The organism is Kitasatospora sp. NPDC001547 (genome assembly GCF_042894165.1).
Lineage (GTDB): Bacteria > Actinomycetota > Actinomycetes > Streptomycetales > Streptomycetaceae > Kitasatospora.
This window is the reverse complement of record NZ_JBIAVL010000003.1, coordinates 290,386-303,510: the sequence shown is the minus strand read 5'-3', so window position 1 is coordinate 303,510 and position 13,125 is coordinate 290,386. Positions and strand designations below refer to the sequence as shown.

General features: G+C 75.6%; 11 protein-coding genes. 4 read left to right on the top strand and 7 right to left on the bottom strand.

The window, feature by feature from the left end; translation table 11 throughout:
• Positions 1-129: 129 nt before the first annotated feature.
• Positions 130-483: an MGMT family protein gene (locus ACFY0X_RS07110; RefSeq protein ID WP_387749968.1), complete on the bottom strand. Its 354-nt coding sequence runs from the start codon at positions 481-483 to the stop codon at positions 130-132.
• Positions 484-618: 135 nt separating this feature from the next.
• On the opposite strand from ACFY0X_RS07110, the gene ACFY0X_RS07105 reads away from it, so the two are divergent.
• Positions 619-3,312 (top strand): flippase-like domain-containing protein, encoded by a 2,694-nt coding sequence (locus ACFY0X_RS07105; protein WP_387749965.1) that lies wholly within the window; start codon positions 619-621, stop codon positions 3,310-3,312.
• A 90-nt stretch (positions 3,313-3,402) separates the two neighbouring features.
• On the opposite strand, the gene moeZ is transcribed toward ACFY0X_RS07105, so the two are convergent.
• From moeZ to ACFY0X_RS07080, 5 genes are all read right to left on the bottom strand, one after another.
• Complete coding sequence (gene moeZ / locus ACFY0X_RS07100; RefSeq protein WP_387749962.1) at positions 3,403-4,581, bottom strand: adenylyltransferase/sulfurtransferase MoeZ; 1,179 nt, start codon at positions 4,579-4,581, stop codon at positions 3,403-3,405.
• A gap of 228 nt (positions 4,582-4,809) precedes the next feature.
• Entirely contained in the window at positions 4,810-5,799 is a 990-nt protein-coding gene (locus ACFY0X_RS07095) for an NAD-dependent epimerase/dehydratase family protein (RefSeq protein WP_387749959.1), read from the bottom strand.
• A gap of 151 nt (positions 5,800-5,950) precedes the next feature.
• Complete coding sequence (locus ACFY0X_RS07090) at positions 5,951-7,045, bottom strand: hypothetical protein (protein WP_387749957.1); 1,095 nt, start codon at positions 7,043-7,045, stop codon at positions 5,951-5,953.
• The gene (locus ACFY0X_RS07085; protein ID WP_387749954.1) at positions 7,045-8,817 is read right to left on the bottom strand and encodes a glycosyltransferase; all 1,773 of its coding nucleotides are present in this window, start codon (positions 8,815-8,817) and stop codon (positions 7,045-7,047) included. Before ACFY0X_RS07085 ends, ACFY0X_RS07090 begins: the two co-directional genes overlap by 1 nt.
• A gap of 546 nt (positions 8,818-9,363) precedes the next feature.
• Positions 9,364-10,266 (bottom strand): alpha/beta fold hydrolase, encoded by a 903-nt coding sequence (locus ACFY0X_RS07080; protein WP_387749952.1) that lies wholly within the window; start codon positions 10,264-10,266, stop codon positions 9,364-9,366.
• A gap of 222 nt (positions 10,267-10,488) precedes the next feature.
• Between ACFY0X_RS07080 and ACFY0X_RS07075 the strand changes: the two genes are divergently transcribed.
• The 3 genes from ACFY0X_RS07075 to ACFY0X_RS07065 all read left to right on the top strand — a co-directional run bounded on the left by ACFY0X_RS07075 (position 10,489) and on the right by ACFY0X_RS07065 (position 11,979).
• Entirely contained in the window at positions 10,489-11,151 is a 663-nt protein-coding gene (locus ACFY0X_RS07075) for a TetR/AcrR family transcriptional regulator (protein WP_387749949.1), read from the top strand.
• A gap of 131 nt (positions 11,152-11,282) precedes the next feature.
• Entirely contained in the window at positions 11,283-11,510 is a 228-nt protein-coding gene (locus ACFY0X_RS07070; protein ID WP_387749946.1) for a DUF3107 domain-containing protein, read from the top strand.
• Positions 11,511-11,646: 136 nt separating this feature from the next.
• Positions 11,647-11,979 carry a hypothetical protein gene (locus ACFY0X_RS07065; RefSeq protein WP_387749943.1) on the top strand — a complete coding sequence of 111 codons (333 nt, stop codon included), beginning with the start codon at positions 11,647-11,649 and terminating at the stop codon, positions 11,977-11,979.
• Positions 11,980-12,021: 42 nt separating this feature from the next.
• Here the strand turns inward: ACFY0X_RS07065 and ACFY0X_RS07060 are convergent, their stop codons facing one another.
• Positions 12,022-12,750, bottom strand: coding sequence for a ferritin-like fold-containing protein (locus tag ACFY0X_RS07060; protein ID WP_387749940.1), 729 nt, complete (start codon positions 12,748-12,750; stop codon positions 12,022-12,024).
• Between the last annotated feature and the right edge of the window lie 375 nt (positions 12,751-13,125).

Below are 13,125 nucleotides of genomic sequence, written 5' to 3'. Positions count from 1 at the left end.
GCTCGCTTCGCTCACTCACTAAGACGGTCCTGGGGTCGAACGGTGGGGCACGGCGGGGGCGGGCCCGTCGGGCCCGCCCGCATCGAGCCTACGATCCTGCCCCGTCAATCCCGACCGTGCGGCGGTTTCCTAGGAAATCGGTTCGCCGTCCCAGCGGGCCCGCCTGAGGTCGATCCGGGGCGGGTCGGCGAGTTCGCGCAGCGGGGTGCCCTCCTCGCCGTAGTGGGCGAGGGCGCGCTGCTCGTGCCCGGGCAGCAGGCGGCCGTCCGCGCGGATCACCCGCCACCAGGGCACCGAGCCGCCGTACAGGGCCATCACCCGGCCGACCTGTCGGGGGCCGCCCTGGCCGAGGTACTCGGCGACGTCGCCGTAGGTCATCACCCGGCCGGGTGGAATCCGCTCGGTCAGGTCGAGCACCAGTTCGGCGAACGGCGGCAGGGTGCCCGGAGGACCGTCGTGTGTTGCGTCCGTCACCTGCGGCATTCTTCCCTACGGGGGCGCGCCCGGGGCCCCGTACGAACGATCCGCCGCGCCCGATCCGGCCCCTGTCCCGCACGGGGGGCCGGGGCATGCCACCATCTTCCGGGGCGGTGAGTGGTGATACGAGGACAAGACCAGATGACCGGGACGGCTGACGTGGGCGTGGACAAGGACTCCGACGAGTCCGCTGCGGCCGTGCCGTCGGCGCCCGGGAGCGGGAGCGAAGGGCGGCCCGAACCCGGGCCGACGCCGAAAGTCTCCCTGATCAAGGACCGGACGATCAAGACCCCGGCGCCCCCGGCCGCGGAGCCGGCGGCCCCCGCCGCCCCGTCCGGCGACCACGACGCACTGGACGACGCCCCGCACCTGGACGTCGACGAGCCGCTGCTCGCCGCCCGCGCGCACCGCCCGTCCGACCTGATCCGCTTCCTGGCCGGCGTCCTCGGGATAGTCGCCGTCTTCGTGCTGGCCGGCATCGCCACCTCGACGACCACCGGCATCGAGCAGGACATCGCCTCCAACGCACCGCACTTCTCCGCGGTGTTCTCCACCCTCACCGGACTGGTCTCCAGCGTCGCGGTGCTCGCCGTGCCGCTGGCCTTCGCCGTCGAGCGGCTGATCAAACGCGACGGCCTGCGGGTCGCCGACGGCGTGCTCGCCTCGGTGCTGGCGTACGGCGTCTCGCTCGGCATCGACTGGTGGGTGGCCGAAGGCGCCTCCGAGCACATCCGGGACGCGCTGACCCGGCTGCCGATGGACAGCAACGGCACCCTCACCGACCCGGTGCACGGCTACCTCGCCCCGGTGATCGCCTACATGACCGCCGTCGGCATGTCGAGCCGGCCGCGCTGGCGGGTCGCCCTGTGGGTGGTGGTGGTCTTCAGCGGGGTCACCGAGCTGCTCGGCGGCTACACCACCCCGCTGTCGCTGATGCTCACCGTGCTGATCGGCTGGTCCGTCGCCTACGGCACGCTGTACGCGATCGGCTCCCCCAACATCCGGCCCACCGGCCAGCACCTGATGATCGGCCTGCGCAAGGTCGGCTTCACCCCGGCCGGCGCCGTGCGCGCCCCCGACGCCCCCGGCGGCACCCGCCGCTACCACGTCACCCAGCAGGGCGGCCCCCCGCTGGACGTGCACATCATCGACCGCGAGCAGCAGGCCTCCGGCTTCTTCTACCGGGCCTGGCGGCGGCTGCGGCTGCGCTCGGTCGCGGTGCGCCGCAGCCCCCAGTCGCTGCGCCAGGCGCTGGAGCAGGAGGCCCTGATCGCGTACGCGGCGGCCGCCTCGGGCGCCCGCGCACCGCAGCTGGTCGCCACCTCCGAGCTCGGCCCGGACGCCGCGATCCTGGTGTACGAGAACGTCGAGGGCCGCACCCTGGACGAGCTGGCCGACGAGGAGGTCACCGACCCGGTGATGGCCTCGATCTGGCAGTCGGTGGCCGCCCTGCACGAGCGCCGGATCGCCCACCGCCGGCTCACCGGCGAGTCGCTGCTGGTGGTGGACGAGCGGACCGGCTGCCTGGTCAACCTGTCCGGCGGCGACATCGCCGCCACCGACCTGACCCTGCGGATCGACGTCGCCCAGCTGCTCACCACCTTCGCGCTGCGGATCGGCCCGGAGCGCGCCGTCGCCACCGCCAACGCGGTGCTCGGCGCCGAGCGGGTGGCCCAGGCGCTGCCGCTGCTCCAGCCCGTCGGCATGAGCCGCTCCACCCGGGTCGACCTCGCCAAGCTCACCAAGGAGCGCAAGGCCGCCGCCCGCGCCCGGGCGCTGGAGCAGGTCGCGGCCGGCGAGCGCACCCAGCAGCAGGCCGAGGAGGACATCGCGGCGGCCGGCGAGGACCTGCTGAGCCGCATCCGCGGCCAGATCCTCCAGATCGCCCCCGAGGCCCCGATGGCCCCGGCCAAGCTGGAACGGCTGAAGCCGAAGAGCCTGATCATGGTGATCGCGCTCACCTTCGCCGCCTACCTGGCCCTGACCACCATCAAGCCGGCCCAGCTGAAGCTCTCCCAGATGAACTGGGCCTGGGCCGCGGCCGCGCTGCTGGCCGCCGCCTTCAGCTACGTCGCCGCCGCGATGAGCCTGACCGGCTTCGTCCCGGAGCGGCTGCCGTTCCGGCGCACCGTCGCCGCCCAGCTGGCCGGCTCCTTCGTCAAGCTGGTCGCCCCCGCCGCGATCGGCGGCATCGCGCTCAACACCCGCTACCTGCAGAAGGCCGGCATCCGTTCCGGCCAGGCGGTGGCCTCGGTCGGCGCCTCCCAGCTGGCGGGCCTGGCCGGGCACCTGCTGCTGCTGTTCAGCTTCGGCCTGATCACCGGCAGCCAGACCAACGGGGACCTCTCCGCCTCCCGCGCGGTGATCATCGGCGTACTGACCGCCGCCGTGCTCGCCCTGGTGGTGGCCGCCGTCGCGCCGCTGCGCCGGTTCGTCCTGGGCCGGCTGCGCTCGCTGTTCTTCGGCGTGGTGCCGCGGATGCTCGACCTGATGCAGACGCCCAGCAAGCTGGTCACCGGCTTCGGCGGCATCCTGCTGCTGACCCTCTCCTTCACCGCCTGCCTGGACTTCTCGGTGCAGGCCTTCGGCGGCGACGTCAGCTTCTCGGCGGTCGCGGTGGTCTTCCTGACCGCCAACGCGGCCGGCTCGGCGATCCCCACCCCCGGCGGCATCGGCCCGGTCGAGGTCGCCCTGATCGGCGCCCTGACCGTCGCGGACGTCTCCCCCACGATCGCCACCCCGGCGGTCTTCCTCTACCGGGCGCTGACCTTCTGGCTGCCGGTGCTGCCCGGCTGGATCTCCTACAACGTGCTCCAGCGCAGGAACGCCCTCTGAGCCGGCCCCGGTCCTGCTGAGCCTCCCGCGCCTCCCCGCGGAAACGGGAAGGGCCCGCCGGTCGGCGGGCCCTTCCACGGGGAGCGTCGGTCAGTAGACCGGCTTGTGCGGCTCGATCTGGTTCACCCAGCCGAGCACGCCGCCGCCCAGGTGCACGGCGTTGCTGAAGCCGGCGGCCTTCACCACGGCCAGCACCTCGGCCGAGCGCACGCCCGACTTGCAGTGCAGCACGATCTTCCGGTCCTGCGGCAGCTTCTCCAGCGCGTCGCCCATCAGGAACTCGTTCTTGGGGATCAGCACCGCGCCGGGGATGTTGACGATCTCGTACTCGCCGGGCTCGCGGACGTCGATGAGGTAGATGTCCTCCTTGTCGTCCTGCCACTGCTTGAGCTGCTGCGAGGTGACGGTCGAACCGGCGGCGGCGGCCTGCGCCTCCTCCGACACGACGCCGCAGAAGGCCTCGTAGTCGATCAGCTCGGTGACCGTCGGGTTCTCACCGCAGACGGCGCAGTTCGGGTCCTTGCGGACCTTCACCTGGCGGTAGTTCATCTCCAGGGCGTCGTAGATCATCAGCCGGCCGACCAGCGGGTCCCCGATGCCGGCCAGCAGCTTGATCGCCTCGTTGACCTGGATCGAGCCGATGGACGCGCACAGCACGCCCAGCACGCCGCCCTCGGCGCAGGAGGGGACCATGCCCGGCGGCGGGGCCTCCGGGTAGAGGCAGCGGTAGCAGGGGCCGTGCTCGGCCCAGAACACACTGGCCTGGCCGTCGAAGCGGTAGATCGAGCCCCACACGTACGGCTTGCCGAGCAGCACCGCGGCGTCGTTCACCAGGTAGCGGGTGGCGAAGTTGTCGGTGCCGTCCACGATCAGGTCGTAGCCGGAGAAGATCTCCATGACGTTGGAGTTGTCGAGGCGCTCCTCGTGCAGCACCACGTCCACGTACGGGTTGATCTCCTTGACCGAGTCGCGGGCCGACTCCGCCTTGGAGCGGCCGATGTCCGACTGGCCGTGGATCACCTGGCGCTGCAGGTTCGACTCGTCGACCACGTCGAACTCGACGATCCCCAGCGTGCCGACACCGGCGGCGGCCAGGTAGAGCAGGGCCGGCGAGCCGAGGCCCCCGGCGCCGACGCACAGCACCTTGGCGTTCTTCAGCCGCTTCTGGCCCGCCATGCCCACGTCCGGGATGATCAGGTGGCGGGAGTACCGGCGGACCTCGTCAACGGTGAGCTCGGCGGCCGGCTCGACCAGGGGTGGCAACGACACGGGGACTCCGATGGGTCTTGTTCGGATGGCCAGGGCCAACCTCGGTGTGGGGTTGTTGCTCCGCCACGCGGGTGGCTCTCTAGGCCAACAGTGTCACGTCCCCTCGCTATTCCGAGACAGCTCGTCCGATGGGCGAGACGGCCCGCGCCGGATCGTGGAACCGGCGGCGGGGGCCGGGAAGGCGCCCCGAGCCCGTGGTTGACGGGCCCGGGGCCCCGCGCGGCGCGCTCACACCCGGCAGGCCGTCTCCAGCCAGACGTCGCCCAGCGACTCCTCCAGCGGCACCTGCGTCCGCCATCCGAGACGGTCCCGGGCGGTGCGCACGTCCGCCTGCCGCCACGGCACCGGCTCGCCCGGCACCGGCCTGCCCTCCGGCCGGTGCCCCTCCGGACGGTGCCCGGGCAGGTGGTGGCCGGGCAGGTGGTCGCCGCCCGCCCCGGCGGCCTGCGCGGGCAGCAGGACCTGCCGGTTCTCCTCGACGATCTGCCCCTCGAAGCCCGAGGCCCGCACCAGCAGCTGGGCCGCGTCCCGGGCCCGGACGGCGTGCCCGCTGCCGATGTTGACCACCCCCGTGGCGGCCGACACCGCGGCCGCCTGGATGGCCCGCGCGACGTCCCGCACGTCCACGAAATCCCGGTATCCGGACAGGTCCGGCATCCGCACCTGGTGCTCGTCCCGCTCCAGCGCCCGCCGCAGGCCCTCGGCCAGCCGCCCGAACAGCGAGGCGGTCGGCGCCCCCGGGCCCACCACGTCGAACACCCGCAGCACCGCCGCGTCCAGCCCGGAGGCCAGCACCAGCTCCGTCCCGGCCAGCTTGGACACCCCGTACGGGCCGACCGGCCGGGGCTCGGCCTGCTCGGACACCGGCACCCCGCCGGGCACCGGCCCGTACTCGGCGGCCGAGCCGACGTGCACCAGCCGGGCCGGCTCCCGGCTGCGCCGGATGGCCTCGCAGACGGTCGCGACGGCCAGCGTGTTCGACCGGATCAGGGTGCGCGAGCTGCCGTAGGTGGCGCCCGCGCAGTTGATCACCACCTGCGGCGCGACCGCGTCCAGGAAGCGGGCCAGCGCGCCCGGGCTCCCGGTGGTCAGGTCGAAGCGGATGTCGGCCGAGTCACGCCGACCGAGCACCGTCACCTGCAACTCCTGGTCCATCAGCAGACGATCGGTGACCCGGCGGCCGATGAAGCCGTCGGCGCCCAGCAGCAGCACCCTCATCGGGGGTGTCCTTCCACGAAGCCAGCTCGGGACGACCTGGCGGACTGAGTTCAACGAACGGGACGAAAGCGGGGATCACACGGCGGATCCCGGGGTGGTTCGACGGGGTGGACGGGCCGAGCCGTCTCGGGGGCGGCTCGGCAGGCGGCGCTCAGCGGTGCGAGCCGGCCCGGCCGAGCACCGCCCCGGCGTACGCCAGCAGCGCCACCGCGACGGTGCCGCCGCCGAGAAGCCAGGCCTCCGGGGCGGAGCGCCCCAGGGCGAGCGGTCCGAGCACCGCGGCGGCCCCGGCCGACGCCCCCGCCGCGGCGGCCGCCGTCCGGCCGCACCGCGCCAGCAGCACCGGCAGGACCAGCAGCAGGCCCAGCACGCCCTGCGCCGCCCACTGGGCGGGGCCGGCCCGCTCGGCCGCCAGGTGCAGCAGCCCGCCGCCGTGGCCCGGCCCCGGGCGCGGCGCGACCACGGCCAGTACGGCCAGCGCGGCGAAGCTCAGCGCCCCGAGCACCGCCAGGTGCAGGGCCAGCGCGACCGGGAGCACCGGCCGCATCCGGGCCCGGAACTCGGCCAGGGTGCCGGCCACGCCCAGGTGGCCGCGGCCGACCTGCCGGTACCAGCGGGCCGCCCGCTCGGCCGACCCGGCCGACACCGCCGCCGCCAGCACCAGCGCGACGGCCGGCGGGCGGTCCCCGCCCGGCGCGGCCGACGGGAGCAGCAGCAGCGCGGCCAGGCCCAGCCCGTGTCCCAGCGCCGCCGGCCGCAGCCGGGAGCCGGGGCGCGGCGCGGGCTCGGGCGGCGGCCCCAGGGCGGGCCCCGGCGCGGCCGGCGGGCGGACCGGCCCGGCGCACGGCGATGGCGGAGGCGGCGCGGTCAGCGCGGGCAGCAGCACCAGCGGGACGGCGGCGGACAGCAGCACCGGCCAGCGCGGGCCGAGCGCGGCCACCCCGGTGCAGGGCAGCACGGCCAGCGCGGCGGCGGTCAGGGCGGCCCGGGCGGCGGCCCCGCGCGGCGGCGGCTCCGCGGGCCCGGGCGGCGGCGGGCGGCGGGGCACCCGGGCGTACAGCTCCTCGGCCAGCGCGAACAGGTCGGCGTGCCGGCAGCGGGCGGCGGCGTCCGGGCCGAGCCCGGCCTCCTCCAGTCCGGCGGCGATCTCCAGCGGGTCGACGGCGCGCTCGCACAGCTCGCGGTGCTCCGCCATCACCTCGCGCACCGGGTCCGCGCCGGCGCCGAGCAGGGTGTCGCCGGACATCAGACGGCCTCCGCGAGTTCGGCCGACCGCGCGGCCGGCTCCCGCACGCCGTCGTGCTCCCGCATGTCGTCGTGCTCCGCGTTCCCGTCCCGCGGGGTGCCGCCGCCGCGCGGGCCGTCGGCCAGCCAGTACTCGGCGGGGCGGGCGAACGGACGCGGCGCGGGGCCGTCCTCGGCGCCGGGGAACGCCGGGTACCGCGCGACCAGCTCCAGGTAGATCTCCCGGAAGGCGTCGATCACCGGCTCCACGGCGAAGCGTTCCTGCGCGCGCAGCCGCCCGGCCAGCCCGAGCCGGGCCCGCCGTTCCTCGTCGCGCAGCAGCGCCAGGCAGGCGCCGGCCAGGGCGCGCGGATCGCGGGCGGGCACCAGCAGTCCGGTCGGCCCGACCGCCTCGCGGGCCACCCCGACGTCGGTGGAGACCACCGCCCGGCCGCTGAGCATGGCGTCCACGAGCAGCCGGGGGCTGCGCTGGGAGCGCCCCGAGAAGACCGCCACGGTGCCCGTCTCCCAGGCCTCGGCGAGCGAGCCGGGCCGCCCGGCGAACTCCACCGCCGGGGCCACCCCCAGCCGTTCGGCCACCGCCGCGCAGTGCGCCCGGTAACCGGGCGCCGTCTCCTCGCCGTACACCACCAGCCGAGCGTCGGGCAGGTCGGCGCGGACCCGGGCGAGGGCGTGCAGCGCGAGTTCCGGGTCCCGGCCCGGCTCCAGTGCGCCCGCCCACACCAGGGTCGGTGCCGCGGGCTCGGGCCCGGCGGCCGGGCGGTCCACCTCCGGCGTGCCCTCGGGCACCACCCGGGTGCGGGCCGGGTCGGCGCCGCAGCGGTGCTGCCACTGCTGGTCGTGGGCGCTGCCGGGGGTGAGGACCGCGGCCTGCCGGTAGGCCTCCCCGGCGAGCGCCCGGTGGAAGGACAGCAGCAGGGCGCGCACCGGCCAGCGGTACGGCGTCCCGTGACTCGCCCCCTCGCCTCCGGGCGCTCGGACCCGGCGCCGACGGTCGCCGCTCCGGCGTTCGTCCCTCACTTGTTGCTCGCCCTCCTTTCCCGCCACCGGGCAGGAGGGGCCCACCCTCTCGGCACCGGCGCGACCTTCGGCCCCGGCCGGCCGGCCGAGGTACTGCTCGCGCAGGTGCGGGCCGTGCTCGGTGACCACGAACGGCACCCCGTGCAGCTGCCGGGCCACCAGGGCGGGCAGTGCGGCCGGGCCGCCGCCGACCACGTGGCACAGGTCGGCCGCGCCCAGGCCGCCGGGACCGGTGCCGTACCAGGGCGCGGACAGCGGGCGCAGGCACTGCTCCAGCAGGTCCGCCGCGACCAGCACGTCGCGGACCAGCGGCTGCCCGGCGGAGGTGTCCGCGCCGGGCAGCCGCCAGGTCCGTTCCAGCAGTCGGCGGGCGTGCGCGGAGGCCAGGAAGGCGGGCAGCGCGCCGTCCTCCCGGGCGAGCGCCGCCAGCCGGTACAGCGCGGGTCCGAAGCCGGCTCTCTCCCCGGGCAGCACCAGCGCCCGCAACAGTCGTTCGTACGCCCCGGCGTACCGGCGTCTGCGCACCGCGCCCGGGGCCCGGCCGCCCGGCCGGCGCCCCCGCAGCGCCAGCTCGTGGGTGCCGTGCCAGAGGGGCGACGGCCGGTCCGCGGCGCCGTCCGGGGCTTCCCGGCCGGTCAGCAGGTACCGCTCGAACGCGTGCTCCGGCAGGCCCGCGGCCAGCCGCTCGCACCAGCCTCCGGTGCCACGCTGGGGATGCGGACGGGCACCCTCGGTGAGCAGGGCAACGCGCACGGGAGACCTCCAGGGCAGAGCGGTTTCGCTGGGCGGGATCGCGGACGGATCGGCGGGTTTCCGGGCAGCCCGGGCGGTCGCCCGGTGCGGCCCGCACGGCGGCGGGGACGGTCGGGGAGGGGGCCGGTCGGCCGGGCCGGCGCCGCGGTGCCTGCGGGCGGCCCGCCGGCGGCCCGGTCGCGGACGCGCCGCGCTCCGTTCCCCCGGGCACCCGCCCGCTCCGGCGGTCGGGCCCGACCCGCCGGGACCCCTCGGCCGCGGCCGCCCTCCGGTTCCTCCGGCGGCCGCGACTCCCCCACACCTGTTCGGTCCGACAGCAGAAAGGTAGGACCGGCCCGGGCCGATCCATCGGTCACATGCCTGCCTGCCACCTGATCGAGTGAACCGCCGTGACCTCGGCCCCGGCCGGGGCGTTACCGGGCGGTATGCGCGGCCGCCCGCGCGGCCCGCCCGGGCGCGCGGTCGGTCCGGCCCCGGCGCGTCTTGAGCCCCCGCCCCCGCGGCCCGGTTCCAGGCGACGGCGCGTGCTCGGCCCGCGGTGCGTGCTCAGCCCGTGGCGCGCGCGATCAGCTCCCGCACCGCCCGGGCGACCTGGTCGGGGTGCTCCATCATCGCCACGTGCCCGGACTCCGGCAGCACCAGCAGCCGGGCGTCCGCGAAGGCCGCGCAGGCGCGGCGGGCCGAACGGTAGGAGACCAGCCTGTCGCGCAGCCCGTACACCAGCAGCACCGGCGCCGCGACCTGCTCGGCCTGCCGCCACAGCGCCTGGTCGCCGCGCTCGGTGTACGCGGAGACGATGCCGCGGGCCGAGCCGACCAGCGCCTGCATCGCGTGCGGCACCTCCAGCCGGTGCCGGTAGTCGGCCACCGCCTGGGCCCGGGCCGCCGGGCTCAGGGCGCCCGGGTCGCCGTAGACCAGCCGCAGCAGGTCCTCGGTGGCCGCCTCGGCGTCGCGCCCGCCCGCCGACAGGCGGCGCAGCACCGCGGGCACCCCGGGCACCGCGAGCAGGCCGGTCGGCCAGGCCGAGCGCTGCGGGGGCAGCTCGGGCAGGGCCGGGGAGACCAGCGTGAGGCTGCGCACCAGGTCCGGGCGCAGGGCCGCCAGCCGGACGGCGACCGCGCCGCCCAGGGAGTTGCCGAACAGGTGGACCGGGCCGCGGTCGGCCGCCTCCAGGTAGCCGATCACCGCGCGGACGTGGCCGGAGACGGTGAGGTTGCCGTCGGTGGGCGGGTGCGAGCGGCCGAAGCCGGGCAGGTCCACGGCCTCGCCGTCGATCTGCCCGGAGAGCCGGTCCATCAGGGCCTGCCAGTTGGCGGCCGAGCCGCCGAGGCCGTGTACGAAGAGCCCGGGCGCGCGCCCGTCGGGGGCGCCGCCGGCGGCGGGGCGGTGCACCGCGAGCACCGCCCCGGGGACCTCGACCGTACGTACCTGCTGCTCAGCGCTGCTCATGGTGGACGATGGTAGTGAGCCCCGGCCGGAGACCCCCGGGGTGGTCCGGCCGTCGGCCGCCTCCGTCGCACCACTGCCGAGGCCGAGGTCAGCGCCGTATTGTGGGCTCCTGACAACCAGGCCGATCGTCTTTTCTCGCCTTCGCCGAACGCGGGCGCGGTTACCGAAAAGTAGAATCGGCCCTCTTGCCAGCAGCGAACAGACCCCGAAGTGAGGAGCGCCGTGACGGCCATCCAGGAGGCGCAGGAGCGCCCGCGCGGTGCCCGCCTGCCGCGAAGCGCCCGCCGTGAACAACTGCTCGGTGCCGCCCAGGAGGTGTTCGTCGCGCAGGGCTACCACGCGGCCGCCATGGACGACATCGCCGACCGCGCCGGGGTGAGCAAGCCGGTGCTCTACCAGCACTTCCCCGGGAAGCTGGAGCTCTACCTGGCGCTGTTGGACAAGCACTGCGACGCCCTGGTCGAGTCGACCCGCGAGGCGCTGTCGACCACCAACGACAACAAGCAGCGGGTGGCCAACACCATGGAGGCGTACTTCAACTACGTCTCCAGCGAGTCCGGCGCCTTCCGCCTGGTCTTCGAGTCGGACCTGACCAACGAGCCGGCCGTGCGCGAGCGGGTCGAGCGGGCCTCCGAGGCGAGCGCGACGCTGGTCAGCAAGGTGATCCAGGAGGACACCGACCTGCCCGAGGCGGAGTCCAAGCTGCTCGCCGCCGGGGTCTGCGGCCTGGCCCAGATCACCGCCCGGTACTGGCTCTCGCAGGGCCTGGAGATCCCCCGCGACGAGGCGGTGCGGCTGGTCGCCAGCCTGTCCTGGCGCGGCCTGAAGGGCTTCCCGATGCACCCGGGCGAGCAGTCCGGCGAGGGCGCCGCCCACCAGGGCTGATCCGCCGACCTTCGCCTGGCCGGGGATCCGGTGCTCTATGGTGAAGCCGTACGGCACGGTCGCCGCGAACGCTTGTCCCAGGCGGTCCGGTGCCCGTGCATGGAGGCTGCAACCCCGGAGGGACGGAAGCCGTGGAGGTCAAGATCGGCGTGCAGAACGCGCCTCGCGAGATCGTGATCGAGAGCTCGCAGACTGCCGATGAGGTCCAGAGCGCGGTCGCCAAGGCGCTGGAGGGCTCGGAGAAGATCTTCGCGCTGTCCGACGAGCACGGCCGCCGCATCATCGTCCCGGCCGAGCGCCTGGCGTACGTGGAGATCGGCGAGCCGGCCGCCCGCAAGGTCGGCTTCGGCACCGTCTGAGGCGCCCGCCGCACGGATCGTCCGGTGCCCCGTTCCCGCGAGGGAGCGGGGCACCGTCGCGTGTAGGGCCGGGTGGGGCGGGGTACGGCGAGGGGTGCGGCGCCGGTGCCGCACGCCCGTCCCCCGGGAGGCAGTCTTGCTGGTCGAGTCGATCGCCTTCGCCCTCGTCGGCCTGGTCACGGCCGGTGCCGCCCTGCTGGCCCTGCCCGCGTACTTCCGGGCCGCCCGGGCCCTGGTCCTGGGCACCGCGCTGGCGGCGGCCATGGTCGGCGGGGTGGTCGCACACTTCACCGTGGAGGGGCGCCAGCCGGCGGTGTCGGTGGCGGCCGCGGCGGTGGCCGCGGGCGTGCTCACCTCGCTGCTGGCCCGGCCGGACCTCGCCGCCGGGCGCGCCCCGGCGCACCGGCACCACCCGCACCGTTCGCACCGGTCGGGCGCCCGCCGCGCCCGACGGCACCGGGCGGCCTGAGTCCCTCCCGGCAGCCGGGCCGGAGGGCCGGGGGCCGAGAGCTCAGGAGGCCAGGCCGAGGGCGGCCATCCGCCGGGTGTGCGCCTCGGTGATCCGGTTGAACATCTTGCCGACCTCGACCAGGTCGAAGCCCTGCACCCGGACGCCGCCGACCAGCAGGTTGGACAGCGCGTCGCGCTCGGCGACCACCCGCTGGGCCTGGCTGAGCGCCTCGCCCATCAGCCGACGGCCCCACAGGGCGAGCCGGCCGCCGGCCCGGGGGTCGGCCTCGATGGCCTGGCGGACCTTGTCGACGGCGAACTCGGCGTGGCCGGTGTCGGACATCACGCTCAGCACCAGGTCGCGGGTGTCGTCGTCCAGCCGGACGGCCACCTCGCGGTAGAAGTCGGTCGCGATGGCGTCGCCGACGTAGGCCTTGACCAGGCCCTCCAGCCAGTCCGAGGGCGCCGTCATCCGGTGGAACAGCTCCAGCGGCTCGACGAACGGCCGCATCGCCTCCTGCGGGTCGGCGCCGATCTCGGCCAGCCGGTCGTGCAGCCGCTGGTAGTGCTGGAACTCGGCGGACGCCATCCGGGCCAGCGCCGCCTTGTCGGCGAGGTCGGGCGCCAGCTTGGCGTCCTCGGCGAGCCGCTCGAAGGCGCTCAGCTCGCCGTACGCGAGCGCGCCGAGCAGGTCCAGCACCGCCGCCCGGTACCCGGGGTCGGCCGAGCACGCGGCCCAGTCCCCGATCGAGCCGGCCGCCCCGTCCTGCGTCTCACCATGGGTCTCCATGACCCGCAACCTTAGTCCCGCCGGCCCCTGCGCCCCAGCACCGGGCACGCCCGGTGACCGCCCGGACCGGGCGGTCCGGTGGCGGTTGCCGGGGGCAATGTCAGACGCGTCACGTGTTCGAGTCGTCGCCTGACTGTATGGTGGTACGGAGCCCGTCGTGTTCGCATGGTGTCACCGCCGTCTCGGTACCCCGCGCGAACCCTCCGTAGCGTCACCGTCCAGCCGGACGTGTCCGCACCGGAGGCACGGGTACTCACGTACGCGGATGCCCGGTCGGAGAGCCGATCGGCTCCGACCATGGCTTGGACTTCAAGCCTTGGCACCGCATCAGTGGCCGAGCGAGGGCCGCCGAGACCACGCCCCGAGGCGGAGGTC

What these genes read in the sequence shown, in the direction of transcription:
- ACFY0X_RS07110 (WP_387749968.1), bottom strand. Translation starts at nt 483, where the DNA reads ATGCCGCAGGTGACGGACGCAACACACGACGGTCCTCCGGGCACCCTG.
- ACFY0X_RS07105 (WP_387749965.1), top strand. Translation starts at nt 619, where the DNA reads ATGACCGGGACGGCTGACGTGGGCGTGGACAAGGACTCCGACGAGTCC.
- ACFY0X_RS07095 (WP_387749959.1), bottom strand. Translation starts at nt 5,799, where the DNA reads ATGAGGGTGCTGCTGCTGGGCGCCGACGGCTTCATCGGCCGCCGGGTC.
- ACFY0X_RS07090 (WP_387749957.1), bottom strand. Translation starts at nt 7,045, where the DNA reads ATGTCCGGCGACACCCTGCTCGGCGCCGGCGCGGACCCGGTGCGCGAG.
- ACFY0X_RS07080 (WP_387749952.1), bottom strand. Translation starts at nt 10,266, where the DNA reads ATGAGCAGCGCTGAGCAGCAGGTACGTACGGTCGAGGTCCCCGGGGCG.
- ACFY0X_RS07060 (WP_387749940.1), bottom strand. Translation starts at nt 12,750, where the DNA reads ATGGAGACCCATGGTGAGACGCAGGACGGGGCGGCCGGCTCGATCGGG.